Origin of the sequence: Pseudomonas sp. SG20052, from assembly GCF_031766055.1 — a bacterium.
In the GTDB taxonomy this organism is placed as follows: Bacteria; Pseudomonadota; Gammaproteobacteria; order Pseudomonadales; family Pseudomonadaceae; genus Aquipseudomonas; species Aquipseudomonas mandelii.
On record NZ_CP134498.1, the window covers coordinates 547,428 to 563,923 of the forward strand.

At 60.0% G+C, this 16,496-nt stretch carries 8 protein-coding genes and 2 pseudogenes; 4 read left to right on the forward strand and 6 right to left on the reverse strand.

Going from position 1 to position 16,496, the window contains the following annotated elements:
* Positions 1 to 46: 46 nt before the first annotated feature.
* The 4 genes and pseudogenes from mscK to RHP74_RS31320 form a co-directional block, all read right to left on the reverse strand.
* Entirely contained in the window at positions 47 to 3,397 is a 3,351-nt protein-coding gene (gene mscK / locus RHP74_RS02560) for a mechanosensitive channel MscK (RefSeq protein ID WP_311097645.1), read from the reverse strand.
* Positions 3,398 to 3,431: 34 nt separating this feature from the next.
* Positions 3,432 to 5,174: a potassium/proton antiporter gene (locus tag RHP74_RS02565; protein WP_010464348.1), complete on the reverse strand. Its 1,743-nt coding sequence runs from the start codon at positions 5,172 to 5,174 to the stop codon at positions 3,432 to 3,434.
* Positions 5,175 to 5,461: 287 nt separating this feature from the next.
* Entirely contained in the window at positions 5,462 to 6,334 is an 873-nt protein-coding gene (locus RHP74_RS31315) for a methyl-accepting chemotaxis protein (protein ID WP_370654431.1), read from the reverse strand.
* Positions 6,335 to 6,364: 30 nt separating this feature from the next.
* Positions 6,365 to 7,306: pseudogene (locus tag RHP74_RS31320) on the reverse strand (MCP four helix bundle domain-containing protein); the annotation flags it as partial.
* Between the two features lie 54 nt (positions 7,307 to 7,360).
* Between RHP74_RS31320 and RHP74_RS02575 the strand changes: the two are divergent.
* The 4 genes and pseudogenes from RHP74_RS02575 (at position 7,361) to RHP74_RS31330 (ending at position 9,928) form a co-directional block, all read left to right on the forward strand.
* The gene (locus RHP74_RS02575) at positions 7,361 to 7,591 is read left to right on the forward strand and encodes a hypothetical protein (RefSeq protein WP_010464345.1); all 231 of its coding nucleotides are present in this window, start codon (positions 7,361 to 7,363) and stop codon (positions 7,589 to 7,591) included.
* On the forward strand, positions 7,588 to 7,890 hold the full coding sequence (locus tag RHP74_RS02580; RefSeq protein WP_010464343.1) for a cell division protein ZapA: 303 nt from the start codon (positions 7,588 to 7,590) through the stop codon (positions 7,888 to 7,890). Before RHP74_RS02575 ends, RHP74_RS02580 begins: the two co-directional genes overlap by 4 nt.
* A gap of 262 nt (positions 7,891 to 8,152) precedes the next feature.
* Positions 8,153 to 9,016 (forward strand): annotated as a pseudogene (locus RHP74_RS31325) (cache domain-containing protein); the annotation flags it as partial.
* A 204-nt stretch (positions 9,017 to 9,220) separates the two neighbouring features.
* Positions 9,221 to 9,928 carry a methyl-accepting chemotaxis protein gene (locus tag RHP74_RS31330; RefSeq protein WP_409201929.1) on the forward strand — a complete coding sequence of 236 codons (708 nt, stop codon included), beginning with the start codon at positions 9,221 to 9,223 and terminating at the stop codon, positions 9,926 to 9,928.
* Positions 9,929 to 10,053: 125 nt separating this feature from the next.
* On the opposite strand, the gene RHP74_RS02590 is transcribed toward RHP74_RS31330, so the two are convergent.
* Positions 10,054 to 11,856, reverse strand: coding sequence for an acyl-CoA dehydrogenase (locus RHP74_RS02590; RefSeq protein WP_311097649.1), 1,803 nt, complete (start codon positions 11,854 to 11,856; stop codon positions 10,054 to 10,056).
* A gap of 258 nt (positions 11,857 to 12,114) precedes the next feature.
* Positions 12,115 to 16,065 (reverse strand): trifunctional transcriptional regulator/proline dehydrogenase/L-glutamate gamma-semialdehyde dehydrogenase, encoded by a 3,951-nt coding sequence (gene putA / locus RHP74_RS02595; protein ID WP_311097651.1) that lies wholly within the window; start codon positions 16,063 to 16,065, stop codon positions 12,115 to 12,117.
* Between the last annotated feature and the right edge of the window lie 431 nt (positions 16,066 to 16,496).

A 16,496-nucleotide genomic window follows, 5' to 3' on the forward strand; every position in this document is an offset into this window, starting at 1 on the left:
GCCATCTCCAGCAGAATGTCCGAGCATTCTGCTAGGGATAGGGCCGTTAGTCGAGCTTGGTGGGCGGCGGCTCTTGCGGCGCCTTGCTATCCACCAGCGGCGCGATGGTTTTGGATTCGGGATCGACCGGTACCATTTTGTATTCCTGGCCGTGAAGGTTCTTGAGGTAGACCTCCAACTGCCGGAACGAGATGTTGATGTGTTGCTTCTTGAATTCGCGATTGATGAAGCGGTTGACCTCGTCCAGCACCGGGTTGCGGTCACCGAGGTCGCGCACGTGCATGCGCAACTCGTGGTCGAGGGTGCTTTCACCGAAGTTCAGGAAGTACACGTGGGGTTCCGGGTCTTTCAGGACTCGCGGGTTATCGCGCGCGGCCTTGAGCAGCAGTTCTTTCACCAGGTCCAGGTCTGAACCGTAGTCGACGCCGAGCTTGAGGGTCACCCGGGTGATGGTGTCGGTCAGGGACCAGTTGATCAGTTGCCCGGTAATGAACGTCTTGTTCGGGACAATGATGTCCTTGCGGTCGAAGTCGGTGATGGTTGTGGCGCGGATACGGATCTTGCTGACCGTGCCCGACAGGTTGCCGATGGTGATGGTGTCGCCGATCCGCACCGGGCGCTCGAACAGAATCATGATGCCGGAGATGAAGTTGGCGAAGATCTCCTGCATGCCAAAGCCAAGGCCGACCGACAGTGCTGCCACCAGCCATTGCAACTTGTCCCAGCTCACGCCGAGGGTGGACAGGGTCGAGACGAAACCGATGCCGGCGATCACATAGGAGAGCAGTGTGGTCGTGGCATAGGCGCTGCCCTGCGCCAGGTTCAACTTCGACAGCACCAGCACTTCCAGCAGCCCCGGCAAGTTGCGCGCCAGAGCGAATGTGATGCCGATGATAATCACCGCGCCGAGCATGTCGCCGATGCTGATCGGCACCATGCTCATATTGGCGCCGGTGCCGCTGGTGTATTCGTAGAGGGTGACGTTGTCCAGGTACGAAAACACCGAGATCAGGTCGGACCAGACCCAATACAGCGCCGCGATGAATCCGCCCAGCAGTGCCAGTCGAATCAGGCGCAGGGACTGTTCGTTGACCTTCTCGATGTCCAGCGTCGGCTCTTCGATCACCGCTTCGCCGTCGCCGGCCTCTTTCGCCGCCTGGCGTTTGGCCAGGGCGCGTTGGTAGGCCAGGCGTCGTGCCGCCACGCTGAGGCCACGAACGAACGTGGCTTCGATCACCAGCCAGAACATCAGCAGGTAAAGGGTGTTGATCAACCGGTCGCTGAGCTTCAGCGCGGTGTAGTAGTAGCCGAAGCACACCGCCACGAACAATGCCACGGGCAGGATGGTAAACAGGACCCCGACTGCTTTGCGGAACAGCGAAGCGTTCTGGTGCGTCGGGCTGCTGACCAGCAGGCGGCTGAGCAGCCAGGCCATCAAGGCGTAGCAGGTCAGCACCACGGGCATGCCGAGCACGTCATCCGCCAGCGTCGAGGGTTGCAGTTCGGCAACCGCCACCACGGCGACCAATGCCATCACCACCAACCCGAGTCGGCGGACCCAGCCCTGAAGGAATTCGACCTGGGGCTTTTCCCAGCGGAAATGCAGTTCAGCCACGCCGCCTGGCGCGAGAATCCGGTAAGCGGTGTAGAACACCAGCCAGGCCTGGGCCATTTGCAGCAGCGCCGCGCCCATGTTGGCGTTCTGCCCGCGGGCGTCGATCTGCAGGGCCAGGCCGCACAAGGCCAGGCCCAGCGAGACCGGCATCGCCAGCAGAATATTGATCAAGATGGCCTGCGGCGTGTGCCATTGGCTGTCACGCTTGAAGTGGCCAATGTCCTGGTGAACTTTGCTCAGTCGGGCGTACAGGCTTTTACGCCGCCACAGCAGGGCGCCGATCAGCAACACCAGGGGCAGGAACAACAACGGCCGCTGGATCAGGCCATCGCTCAATTCGCTCAGGCTGGAAGCCCACGGCAGCGTGGTGACCTGCCGTTGCAGACGCTCTGGTACGCCGTGCATCCATTCCAGATCCAGCGGTTTGTTGCTGGGGATCCAGAACATCTGCTCATCGAGCGTCGCCCGCAGGCTTTGCGTGGTACTGAGCAGTTGCTTCTGGTTGAGTTGCAGGGTGATGGATTGGTTGAGCACCGCGCTCAGTTCGCGGTTGAGGCGCTCCAGCAGGTCTGCGCGGGTGGTGGCCAGCTCCAGCAGGCTCTTGCGCAGCTGCGGGGTGACTTGCTCCGGCGGTTGGGTCGCCAACAGATTGTCGACGTAGGTTGCTGGGTTGTTGAGCACTTCCCGTTCCTGGTTGACGTCGAATTGAATCAGGCGAATGTCAGCAATCTGATCGGCCAGGTCACGATCGAGTTTGAGGCGCGGCAGGGCCGCTTTCTGTTTGTAGAGAATCTTGGAGAGCAGCAGGCTGCCCTTGAGTACGCTGATCTGCTCGTCCAGGGCCGAATCGCTTTGGGTCACGCTGTCCAGTTGCTGCTTGGTTTGCAGGTTTTGCTGGGTGATTGCGTTGAGGCGGTCGGTGTTTTTGAGCAGGTAGTCAGAGAGTTTCAGGTTCGCCGCGCTTTCGGTAGCCAGCAAGCTGCTGCTGCCGGATTTCTGCGCTTCGATGGATTGTTGGGTCACCGCCTCTTGGGAGTGGGCCAGGCGCTTCTGATTGATCAGGGTCTGCAACTCCTGGATTTCCTGATCCAGGCGATCGGTTTTTTCCGTGAGCAAATCATGCTGGCTGTTGCCCAGGTCCTGCAACTGGCTGTTACCGGCCAGCTCCTCGCGGCGCAGCGGGATCAAGGCATTCAGTGCCGCAAGCTCGGCGTTGAGCTGGTCACGCTGTTCGCCGCTCAAGGCTTTGCCGTTGTCTTTGCCGGCCTTGAGAATGTTGTTGATCTGCTGGATGCGCGTCTGGCTGGTGGAAATTTCAGCTTGGGCGCGCTCGGGTCGTGTCTGGGCGGTAATCACCAGACTGTTGGCGTCGGCCAGTGCTTTCTGCAGATCGCTTTGCTGGGTCGAGCGCTCGGTGAGCACTTGCTCGAGCTGCTGGACCGACTGGTTGGCGTAGCGCTGCGCAACTGGCTGTGCCTTGCTGGCTTTCAGCCGCGCCAATTCCCGCTGGTTCTCGATGTTCTGCTTGGGAGCGGTGGCCAGTTGCTGCTTCAGATCGATCAATTTCTGATCGTAATCGCGTTTGTTATTGAGCTGAGTCAGCGTGTTTTGCAGGATGCCCTGCAACGCTTTTTGATCCGCTTCCGGCAGTTTGCGATCGGCGATCTTGTCCAGACTCGCCTGCACGGCTTCGCTGGTCGGCGGTCCAGCCGCTTGCAACGTACCGACAGAAAGACTCAAGCCCAACAGGGCCATGATGAAAAAAGTGCGCAGGATTGGCATAGAGACCGATCGAAAACGAGACGAAGGTTGGAGTTTAGAGGAACAAGCCCGGGCCGGGGCGACTTCCTTCGGGGAATCTGACGCCCACTTTGCCGATCTTGTTCCCTTCCATGACCGCAACGGTCCAGATGGTGTTGTTCCACTCCACCTGGTCACCGACGACGGGAGCGCCGCCGACTTTCTGGGCAATGAATCGGCCCAGGGACATGTCTGGATCGATGCCTTCGACTTTCAACCCGTACAGCGCCGCAACCGCGGCCAGCTGGGCGTCTCCTTCGAGCACGAAGTCGCCGAAGAAGCGCAAATCGAGGCCGCGCTGCGGTGCCTGACTGAAGAGCTTTCCGAGGGCTGGAAGATTGTGCTCATGGCCGATAACGCACAGCAAATCATCGACTTCGAGCACCGTACTACCCGACGGATGGAGCAGTTGCTGACCACGAAACAGAGCGGCGATGCGCGTGCCGTCGGGCATTTTCAGCTCGCGAAGGGGCGAACCGATGCACCATTTCTCGGCGCCGAGGCGATAAACGAACAACTCCCACTCGCTGGTAACGTGCACTTCCAGCGCTGCGCGAGAGATCGGTGCCGGCTCCGGCGGAACGGTCACTTTCAAAAGTTTCGCCACCCACGGCAGGCTCGTGCCCTGCACCAGCAGCGACACCAGCACGATAAAGAAGGCAAGGTTGAAGTAGAGCTGGGCATCCGGCAGGCCGGCCATCAGCGGGAACACCGCCAGAATGATCGGGACCGCGCCGCGTAGGCCGACCCAGGAAATAAACGCCTTCTCGCGGCCATGGAACGCCTTGAACGGCAGCAGGCCGACCAGCACCGACAGCGGCCGTGCAAACAGAATCATCCACAGCGCCAGACCCAGCGCGGGCAGGGCGATCGGCAACAGGTCATGCGGCGTCACCAGCAGCCCCAGCACCAGGAACATGCCGATCTGTGCCAACCAGGCCATGCCGTCGAGCATGTGGAGAATGCCGTGGCGGCTGCGCACCGGACGATTGCCGATCACCAGGCCGCAGAGGTAAACCGCCAGGAAGCCACTGCCGTGCAAGGCGTTGGTCAGGGCGAAGACGGCCAGGCCGCCGGCAATCACCAGAATCGGGTAGAGGCCGTTGGCGAGGTTGATCCGGTTGACCAATTGCAGCATGACCCAGCCACCGCCGAGGCCGATCACGGCCCCGATGCCGAATTCACGCACGAAATGCCCGAGCAGGCTCCAATGCAGGCCCGTCTGGCCGCTGGCGAGCATGTCGATCAGGGTGACGGTGAGAAACACCGCCATCGGGTCGTTGCTGCCGGATTCGATTTCGAGGCTGGCAGTCACCCGTTCGTTCAGGCCTTTACCGCCCAGCAGCGAGAACACTGCCGCGGCGTCGGTCGAGCCGACGATGGCACCGATCAGCAAACCCTGGATCATGTTCAGGTTGAACAGCCAGGCGGCGGCCATGCCGGTCAGCGCGGTGGTGATCAACACCCCGACCGTGGCCAGCGACAACGCCGGCCACAACGCCACGCGAAAGCTGGATACGCGGGTGCGCAAACCGCCATCGAGCAGGATCACCGCGAGGGCGAGGTTGCCGACCAGATAAGCCGTGGGGTAGTTATCAAAGATAATGCCACCGCCGTCGACGCCGGCGGCCATGCCCACGGCGAGGATGATCACCAGAATCGGGATGCCGAGACGCGAGGAAAGTGAACTCACCAGAATGCTCGCACCTACCAGCAACGCGCCGATCAAGAACAGGCTGTTGATGGTCGTCGCATTCAAAGGCAGTACTCCAGAAAGCTGAAAGGCGGGCACAAACTGACCATGCAGTCTGCGTGCCAGCGATTCTAACCTGTTGAAATGTGATGCTGTCAAAAAGCTTTTGCAGCAGCGACAACGTCACCGGGATTGAGCTTGATCGCCTGTGGCGAGGGAGCTTGCTCCCGTTGGATCGCGCAGCGACCCCGAAGAGGCGGCGCGGTGAATCAGATTCAACGCGCAGGCTGATTGGCGACTGCTTCGCAGCCGAACGGGAGCAAGCTCCCTCGCCACAGAGAAAGTGTCGGCGCTTACAGGCTGAACCGCCCAACCATGTTGTTCAGGTCCAGCGCCAATCGCGACAACTCATTGCTCGCCGCACTCGTCTGATTCGCCCCGGTCGCCGATTGCACCGACAAATCACGGATATTCACCAGGTTGCGATCCACTTCACGGGCGACCTGCGCTTGTTCTTCGGCCGCGCTGGCAATTACCAGGTTGCGCTCGTTGATCTCGACAATGGCACTGTTGATCGTATCCAGCGAAAGACCTGCACCGCGGGCGATGTTCAAGGTCGATTCAGCACGTTCGGTGCTGTTGCGCATCGAGTTCACCGCATGTTCGGTGCCGCTCTGAATGCTGCCGATCATGCGTTCGATCTCGCTGGTCGACTGCTGAGTGCGATGCGCCAGTGCACGCACCTCATCCGCCACCACTGCGAAGCCACGTCCAGCTTCACCGGCACGCGCGGCTTCAATCGCTGCGTTCAACGCCAGCAGGTTGGTCTGGTCAGCCAGGCCACGGATCACGTCCAGCACCTTGCCGATGTCACGGGACTCGTTGGCCAGATCACCAATCAAGGTCGCGGTGCTCTGCACATCGGCGCTCATGCGTTCGATGGCGCTGACGGTTTCCTGCACCAGGTCACGGCCGTCACCGGCCGAGGTGGTGGCGTTCTTCGAGGCTTCGGACGTACTCACAGCGTTGCGCGCGACTTCTTCCACGGCGCTGGTCATTTCATTGACAGCGGTGGCGGCCTGTTCGATTTCGTTGTTCTGCTGGGTCAGGCCACGGGCGCTTTCGTCGGTGACGCTGTTCAGCTCTTCAGCGGCGGACGCCAGTTGCGTGGCCGAGCCGGAAATCCGCTGCAGGGTGTCACGCAGCTTCTCCTGCATCTTCGACATGGCCAGCAGCAAGCGGCCGGCTTCGTCATCGCCATCGACATGAATCGGGCGAGTCAGGTTGCCTTCGGCGATTTCTTCGGCCGCGCTCAAGGCGTTGGCAATCGGTTTGGTGATGCTGTTGGTCAGGAGCCAGGCGAACAGCAGGGTAAGGCCGCTGGCAATAACCAATAAGGTGATCACCAGGTTGAGCGACGTTGAATACTGTTCGCCGGCCCGGGTGTCGGTGACTTCGATCTGTTGCGTATTGATTTCGAGCAACTTGGCCAGTGCCGCGTTGACGGCCTCGGAGTTGGAGAGCAATTCGCTATTGAGCATTGTGCGCAGTTCATCGACCTGATTGTTGCGCGAGAGGGTCTTCATGCGGTCTTCAAGTTGGCGGTATTGCGCCAGCAACTGCACGTACTGATCGTAGGCGGCACGCTCTTGCGGGCCCTCGATCAGCGGTTCGTAGACTTTCTGCGCGTCACGAATCTGCTGATTACGCAGATCGAACAGCTCGAAGGTTTTCTGCTGCACGTCTGGTTCGCGGTTCACCAGCAAGCGGTAGGACAGCACCCGCAGGCGCAGGGTCAGTTGAGTGAATTCGTCCAGGCTTTTGATGCTCGGCACGCTCATGGAGGCAATGTCTTCGCCGGCGCCGCGAATCTTGCTCATCTGGTTCAAGGCAAACACCCCCAGAACCAGCATCAAACCGCCAATCAGGGCGAAACCGAGGAACGCCCGCGGTGCGATATTCATATTACGAAGGGACATGGTGTTTACCAAAGTGAGCGCACCCGTGCGGCGCTGAAGCTGACGTATGGGTGACTTATCGGTCATACGACTAAAGTCTTGAGGGCCTGCGCGTTTTTGTCGCACAACCGCTCCGGCGACGAAGTGCAGGAACCAGATCCGCCAATCACAGTCTTTAAAGCTCGCGAGGAAGGTCGCCGCCAGGAAAATCAAGGCCTTGCGCCTGAATAACCCTGGCATCGGTGGTGACTTTTCTTTATCGTACGCGCCCTTTGAAATGCTTGGAAAATCAAAATGTTGGAAGCATCCCTTAGTCAATTGGAACAGCTGGTCAGCGACCTGGTGCAACAGAACCAGACCCTGCTCGCCACCAACCAGACCCTGAGCACAGAACTGGCCCAGGCCAAGGATGAAAACGAAAGTCTGCAACTGAACCTGATGGAACAGGAAGAGAAACAAGGGGCCACCGCAGCCCGCATCCAGGCCCTGGTTGAGCGCGTCAGCGCCGGCCCGGTCAGCGCATGAATCACGGCGCCGCAGGGGTAAAAGTCGTCTCGATCCTAGGGGAGGACTATTCGATCAAGGCGCCGGCCGGGGAAGAGCAAACCCTGCTGGACGCCGCGATGATGTTGAAAGCTGCCTTGGCCGACACCAAAAGGAAGTACCCGACACTGATCGGTGACCGACTGCTGGTATTGGCTGCGATGAATCTGTGTTCCCAGCAGATCGAAATGCAAAAGCAGCACAAGCAGGAACTCGACCGTTACCAAGAGCAAGTCAGCGCCACGGTTGAAGTGATCTCCAAGACGATCAATCAGGCCTGATCGGCTTTGCGCACAACCAAAGAATAGATTGTCGGTTTAGTTGTATACAATCGGCACGGCTGTTGCAGTGTTTCAGCCTCTTATTCTTTGGGGGTGCTCCATGCAGTTCTGGCGACGCAGTATTCAATGGCAGTTGATCCTCAGCATGGGCACCGCCCTGCTGGTCAGCATCCTGATCGTGGTTGGCATTTATACCCTCGTGGTCAACCGCCTTGCCCAGAGCTATCTGGTCGAACAGGCACTGCCGTCCAGCATCGAAGCGATGCGCAACGACATCGAACGAATCCTCGTCCAACCCCTCACCGCCGCCAAGGACATCGCCAGCAACAGCATGGTGCGCGACTGGTTGGCCGGGGGTGAAAACAGTGCCCAGACCGCCGCGTTCGTCCAGTATCTGGAAGGCATCCGTGCCGAACACAAAGCCTTTACCGCGCTGATCGTCGGCACGGCTTCAAACCATTACTTCACTGAAAAAGGCCTGGACCGGACCCTCAGCCGTACCAACCCCAAGGACGCCTGGTTCTACGCGTTCCTCGACAGTAACCAGCCACGCACCCTCAATATCGACAATGACACCGCGACCGGAGAATTGGCGCTGTTCATCGACCTCAAGGTCGAGCAGGCCGGTAAAGTCGTGGGCGTTGCCGGACTTGGGTTGAGCATGAAAGAGCTGTCGGAGCTGATTCACAACTTCAACTTCGGTGAGCGCGGCAAGGTCTATCTCGTGCGTTCCGATGGTTTGATCCAGGTTCACCCTGAAGCGCAGTTCAGCGGCAAGCGCACGCTGGCCGAGCAAATCGGCGCGCCCGCCGCACAATCGGTCATGGGTCAAAAAGTTGCCACCAACAGCAGCTTTGTCCGCGATGGCGAAGATTATCTGGCGTTGAGCTTGCCGTTGCGGGATCTGGGCTGGACCCTGGTGGCCGAAGTGCCACAGTCGCAGATCTACGCCGAAGCCCGGCGCGCCATGTGGATGAGCAGCGGCATTGGTCTGGCGGTGGCGCTGGTGTGTCTGTTGCTGGTGGTATTACTGGCCCGGGGCCTGGTGCGGCCGATCCGTCAGGTAACAGCCGCGCTGGTAGCCATTGGTAGCGGTGGTGGAGATTTGACCCACCGGTTAGATTCCAGCCGCGCCGATGAACTGGGTGACCTGGCACGAGGCTTTAATCGATTCCTCGACAGTCAGCGCGAGATGATCGGTGAAGTGCTGACCACCAGCGAGCGTTTGCGCACGGCGGTCAGCCAAGTGGCGAAGGTCGTGGACAACACCGCCGAACGCTCCGGTCGTCAGCAGGAAATGACCGATATGGTCGCCACCGCTGTTCATGAGATGGGCCTGACCGTGCAGGAAATCGCCCAGAACGCGGGTAACGCCGCGGTCGCTTCACAGAACGCTCGCGATGAAGCGATGCAGGCGCGGGAAGTGGTCGGTGGGTCGATCCGGCATATAGAAAGCATGTCCGACGAAATCGGCATCGCCGCCAGTGCCGTCGGCGAATTGGCCGATCAGGTCGCATCCATCGATCAGGTGCTGGCAGTGATTCGCGGAATTTCCGAGCAAACCAATTTACTGGCACTGAACGCGGCCATCGAAGCCGCACGGGCCGGAGACATGGGCCGTGGATTTGCGGTCGTGGCGGATGAAGTGCGCACGTTGGCGCGGCGCACGCAGTCGTCGACCGATGAGATCCAGCAGATGATCGGCAGCCTCAAGCAAGGCGCGGAGAATGCCGTTTCATCCATGCACTCCGGGCAGGCAGCAACAGGCACCGGCGTGGAATCGAGCCAGCGCACTGGCGCGTCGTTGACGGCGATTACCGGTCAGGTCGAGCGCATCAGCGACATGAACCATCAAGTGGCGACGGCCACGGAAGAGCAATCGGCGGTGACGGAAGAGATCAACCGCAACGTGCAGGGCATTTCCGATTTGGCCCGGGCGACGGCGGGGGAAGTCAGGGCTTGTCGCGAAGACTGTCAGACATTGCAGCGGTTGGCGGATGATCTGGCGCGGCAGATGGGTGGGTTCAAGTTGAGCTGATAAATATGTTGTTTGTGCTGACGTCATCGCGAGCAGGCTCGCTCCCACATTGGATCTGTGAACACTTGACCCTGTGGGAGCGAGCCTGCTCGCGATTGGATTTCAGCAGCAGCAAAAAATCCTGATCAGAACCACTCATCCTGCATCGTCAGACAAACATCATCCCGAGCCTCAAGAATCGCCAGCTCATGGTGGCAACCCGGCACTTCCCAGGTCAGGAAATACCGCGCCGCCTGCAGCTTGCCTTTATAGAAGCTCACATCCGCCGCATTCCCCTTCGCCAACCCTTCCTCGGCGCGAATCGCCTGTTCCAGCCAGCGCCAGCCGATCACCGTGTGCCCGAACACTTTCAGGTACAGCGCCGAGTTCGCCAGACTGCTGTTGACCTTGCCTTGGCCCAGATCCATCAGCAAGCCGATGGTCACCGTTTGCAGGCGCGCGACCAGCTTCTCCAGCGGTTCACGCAACGCAGTCAATGACTCATGTGCCTGCGAGCGTTCGGCAGTGTTGGCAATCAAGCGGATCAGCTGCTTGAGCCCCGCCCCTCCGTTCTGCGCCAGTTTGCGTCCCAGCAAATCCAGCGACTGAATACCGTGGGTGCCTTCGTGGATCGGGTTCAAACGGTTGTCGCGGTAATACTGCTCCACCGGGTATTCGCGGGTGTAGCCGTGGCCGCCGAGAATCTGGATCGCCAGTTCGTTGGCCTTCAGGCAAAACTCCGAGGGCCAGGATTTGACGATGGGTGTCAGCAAATCCAACAGTTCGTGCGCCTGTTTGCGCTGGTCTTCGGTCTCCAGCGTCGTGGTGTCATCGAACAGTCGCGCCGCATACAACCCAAGGTCGAACGAGCCTTCGACATAGGCTTTCTGCGTCAGCAGCATGCGCTTGACGTCGGCGTGCTGAATGATCGCCACTGGCGCGGTGTTCGGGTCCTTGCTGTCCGGCACGCGACCTTGCGGACGTTCGCGGGCGTATTCCAGGGAATACAGATACCCGGCGTAACCGAGCATCACCGCGCCCATGCCGACACCGATTCGCGCCTCGTTCATCATCTGGAACATGTAGCTCAAACCGTGATGCGGCTTGCCCACCAGGTAGCCGACGCACTCACCGTTATCGCCGAAGTTCAGCGCGGTGGAGGTGGTGCCGCGCCAGCCCATCTTGTGAAACAGGCCTGCCAGCAAGACGTCGTTGCGCTTGCCGAGGCTGCCGTCATCGTTGACCAGGAACTTGGGCACGATAAACAACGAAATGCCTTTCACCCCGGCCGGTGCATCCGGCAGTTTCGCCAGGACCATGTGTACGATGTTCTCCGAGAGCGGGTGATCGCCACCGGAGATGAAAATCTTGTTGCCCTTGAGTCGATAGGTGCCGTCAGACGACGGCTCGGCGCGTGTACGAATATCCGACAGCGAAGAACCGGCGTGCGGTTCGGTCAGGGCCATGGTGCCGAAGAAGCGACCGTCAATCATCGGTTGCAGGAAACGCTGCTTCTGCTCATCGGTGCCGAAGCTTTCAATCAGGTTCGCCGCGCCCATGGTCAGGAACGGGTACGAGGTCGACGCGGCATTGGCCGATTGGAAATGCGCGAAGCAGGCCTGGGACAGCAGCGTAGGCAGTTGCATACCGCCGGCATCGAAACTGCGCGCCGCGTTGAGGAAACCGGCTTCGAGAAACGCATCCACCGCCGGTTTTACTTCCGGAATCAGAATCGCCTGACCGTTCTCGTAGCGCGGCTCGTTCTCGTCGTTCTTGCGGTTGTGCGGCGCGAAGAACTTCTCGGCGATGTTTCGGGCCGTGCCGATGGCGGCATCGAAGGTTTCGCGGTTGTGCTCGGCAAAACGCTCACGCTGGGTCAGGCCCTCGGCATCGAGGACTTCGTACAGCTCGAAAGCCAGATTGCGGGAACTGAGCAGCGTCTCGGACATGGCGGCCTACCTTTTTTTGGAATGGACTGAGTCTAGGCGTGAGAATAAAAGCTGAACAGGATGATTGATGAGCGTGATGGTGGAGCCGCGCAGCAACTTAGCAGACACCCCAAAACAACTGTAGGAGTGAGCCTGCTCGCGATAGCGGTGTGTCATCCAATAAATAGGTCGGATGACAGAGCGCTATCGCGAGCAGACTCACTCCTACAGGGTTTTGCATACCGGGCAGCCATTGCGGTTGCCCGGTTTTGTTGCGGTTTAGCCGATGGTCATCAAGCTGGCGTTACCACCCGCCGCAGCGGTGTTGACGCTCAACGCCCGCTCAATCACCAGACGCTCCAGCGCAATGCTGGTCTCGCCCTGCGACAGACCATGAACCCCGACAATCGCCCCGGCACGCTTGGCCACTTGCTGGCACACCGCACGCAGCTGGTCGGAATGGCCATGATGCAGAACCGCATCAAACACCACTTCGTCCTTGCTCCAGTCGGAAACAAGCTTGATTCGCGCCTGAACTTCCTTCGGCAGACGTGCGAACACCGCCTTGGTCAATTCAGCTTCCGGCCACACCGCCGAACCGCCGACAGCCAATACCGCCGCCAGCTGCGTCAGCAGATCGCCTTCGACTTCCGCCAGGCACAGCACGTGTTCACGCGGCAGGATGGCGTAGCTGTTGCGCTCGCCAGTCGGTCCCGCGAGGACACGGGTGATGCCGCTTTGCGACTGCGCCGCGAACTGCACACACAGCGTGCTCAGGTCTGCAAACGTGTTGCTGTCGGCCCACGCCTTCAGGGCGGTCAGTGGTTTGCTCATGGCATCACGCAAACGGACATCCGGTGCTGCGATGGCGTCGCCGCGAGCGAAGGATTGTTCGATGGCATCGGTAGGACGCGTCGACAGCAAACGGTACAGGTACAGCGGACCACCGGCCTTCGGGCCGGTGCCCGACAAGCCTTCGCCACCGAACGGCTGTACGCCAACCACAGCACCCACGATGTTGCGGTTTACGTAGACGTTACCGGCGTTGACGTTGTCGATCACCTTGGCGATGGTCTCGTCGATCCGGGTGTGCACACCCAGCGTCAGGCCATAGCCGGAAGCGTTGATCTGACCGATCAGTTGATCGATGTCTTTGCGCTTGTAGCGAACCACGTGCAGCACCGGACCGAAGATCTCACGTTGCAGCTCATCGAAGCTTTCCAGTTCGATCAGGGTCGGCATCACGAAGGTGCCGCGTTTGACTTCTTCGCTGTTGGCGATGGCCACCTGATACACGTTGCGACCTTTGTCGCGCATGGCCTGGATGTGCTTCTCGATGCCGGCCTTGGCTTCGGCGTCGATCACCGGGCCAATGTCCACGGACAGGCGCTCAGGGTTGCCGAGACGGCATTCAGCCATGGCGCCCTTGAGCATTTCGATCACACGGTCAGCGGAATCTTCCTGCAGGCACAGCACGCGCAGGGCCGAGCAACGTTGACCGGCGCTGTCGAAAGCCGACGACACCACATCGATCACCACCTGTTCGGTCAGTGCCGAAGAGTCGACGATCATCGCGTTCTGACCACCGGTTTCGGCGATCAGCGGAATCGGACGACCCTGTGCATCCAGGCGACCGGCGACATTGCGTTGCAGCAAACGAGCGACTTCGGTGGAGCCGGTGAACATCACGCCTTTGACCCGATCGTCGCCGACCAGACGGGCGCCGACGGTTTCGCCACGGCCCGGCAGCAGTTGCAGCACACCTTCCGGAATCCCGGCTTCGAGCAGCAAGCGCACGGCTTGAGCCGCTACCAGCGGGGTTTGTTCCGCAGGCTTGGCCAATACCGGGTTGCCTGCGGCCAGTGCAGCAGCTACCTGGCCACTGAAGATTGCCAGCGGGAAGTTCCACGGGCTGATGCAGACCACAGGACCCAATGGGCGGTGGGCGTCGTTGGTGAAATCGTTACGCGCCTGCACCGCGTAATAACGCAGGAAGTCCACGGCTTCACGCACTTCGGCGATGGCGTTGGCGAAGGTCTTGCCGGCTTCGCGAGCCAGCAGGCCCATCAGCGGCTGGATCTCGCCTTCCATCAAATCGGCGGCACGTTCCAGAATCGCAGCGCGTTCGGCGGGCGGAGTGGCCTGCCAGATCGGTGCAGCCTTCAGGGCGCACTGGATCGCGTTGTCGACGTCTTCGACGGTTGCTTCCTGTACGTGGCCGACGACGTCACGCAGATCCGACGGGTTCAGCACCGGAGCCGGGGTTTCAGTGCTGGACGCGCAACCGAGCATCGGCGCGGCTTTCCAGTGATTGTGAGCGGTGGCCAGCAAAGCACAGGACAGCGAAGCCAGACGATGTTCGTTGGCCATGTCGATGCCGCTGGAGTTGGCGCGCTCGGCACCATAAAGATCACGCGGCAGCGGGATACGCGGGTGCGGCAGGCCGAAGCCGCCTTCCAGCGTTGCCATCTGCTCGATGCTGGCCACTGGATCGGCCACCAGCTCCTGAATCGAAATGGATTGGTCGGCGATGCGGTTGACGAACGAAGTGTTCGCGCCGTTTTCCAGCAGACGACGCACCAGATACGCCAACAGCGTTTCGTGAGTACCGACCGGGGCGTACACGCGGCACGGACGATTCAACTTGCCTTCGGAAACTTTGCCTACAACCTGTTCGTACAGCGGTTCACCCATGCCGTGCAGGCACTGGAACTCGTACTGACCCGGGTAATAGTTCTGACCGGCGATGTGGTAAATGGCCGACAGGGTGTGGGCGTTGTGCGTGGCGAACTGCGGGTAGATGACTTCCGGCACCGACAGCAGCTTGCGTGCGCAAGCGATGTAGGAAACGTCGGTGTACACCTTGCGGGTGTAGACCGGATAGCCTTCCAGGCCCTCGACCTGGGCGCGCTTGATTTCGCTGTCCCAGTACGCGCCTTTTACCAGGCGGATCATCAGGCGATGACGGCTGCGACGAGCCAGGTCGATCACGTAGTCGATCACATACGGGCAACGCTTCTGATAAGCCTGGATCACGAAACCGATGCCGTTCCAGCCGGTCAGTTGTGGCTCGAAGCACAGGCGCTCCAGCAGATCCAGCGACAGTTCGAGGCGGTCGGCTTCTTCGGCGTCGATGTTCAGGCCGATGTCGTATTGCTTGGCCAGCAGGGTCAGCGACAGCAGGCGCGGGTACAACTCGTCCATCACGCGCTCGTACTGCGCACGGCTGTAACGCGGGTGCAGAGCCGAGAGCTTGATGGAAATGCCAGGACCTTCATAAATCCCACGACCGTGGGAGGCTTTGCCGATCGAGTGGATGGCTTGTTCGTACGAGGCCAGGTATTTCTGGGCATCGTGCTCGGTGAGTGCGGCTTCACCCAGCATGTCGTAGGAATAGCGGAAACCCTTGGCTTCGAACTTGCTCGCATTGGCCAGGGCTTCGGCGATGGTTTCGCCGGTCACGAACTGCTCGCCCATCAGGCGCATGGCCATGTCGACGCCCTTGCGGATCATCGGCTCGCCGCTCTTGCCGATGATGCGGCTCAAGGAGGAAGTCAGGCCCGCTTCATTGTGGGTGGCGACCAGTTTGCCGGTCAGCAACAAGCCCCAGGTCGCGGCGTTGACGAACAGCGACGGGCTGTTGCCCAAGTGCGGGTGCCAGTTGCCGGTGCTGATCTTGTCGCGGATCAGCGCGTCACGGGTGCCTTTGTCCGGGATGCGCAGCAGCGCTTCGGCGAGGCACATCAGCGCGACGCCTTCCTGGGACGACAGGGAAAATTCCTGCAACAGACCCTGAACAATTCCGGCACGGCCGCCGGCGCTTTTCTGATTGCGCAGTTTCTCGGCAATCGAGGAGGCGAGCTTATTGGTGGCTTCGGCCATCTCAGCCGGCAGACGCGCCTGCTCGATCAGCATCGGCACCACTTCAGGTTCCGGGCGACGGTAAGCGGCAGTGATCGAGGCGCGCAGCACCGATTGCGGCAGGATGCTTTCGGCAAATTCGAGGAAGCACTGGTGGGCGTGATCCAGAGGCGCATCGACGGCTTCGTCGGAATCCTTGGTCAAACCGCTCAGCTCGGTCAGGGTTGCACCACCCTCGAGTTTTTCCAGGTAATTGAAAATTGCCTGCTTGATCAGCCAGTGCGGCGTGCGATCAATCGAGGTCGCGGCCGCCTTGAGGCGCTCGCGGGTCGGGTCGTCAAGTTTGACCCCAAGGGTGGTGGTAGCCATATTTTTATCCTCATGTTTGCCACGACCGCGTGGCATCAGCTGGCCGCAAGATTAGCTGGGCAACCTTTGAGGTGCAACCGGGTGCAACCCTTTTTTTGTCGGAATAATAAGCAGCTCGTCAGGAAATAAATTCTGGAACGAACGTACCGCGCTGACTTGGTGCTTTTCATTCTAGTAAACCGTCAGGACTGCCCTAAAAGGGAGCAAAAAAAGGGGTTTTTCAGGTAAATCCGACTAGGTGCAACTTATTCTCGAAAAATGGGTTGCACCTTATTTGCTTTGTTGAATAGCATTCGCGGCCAAGGTGCAACCGGTCATAAAAGACTGGTGTACCGGCTGATGGCTTTCCTGGGGAAACATCAGTCATAAATGCGCGGGACCTGAAATCGTCTGTCAAACGTCGTCGTTTGCGCGCGGTTCACCAGCCGCCG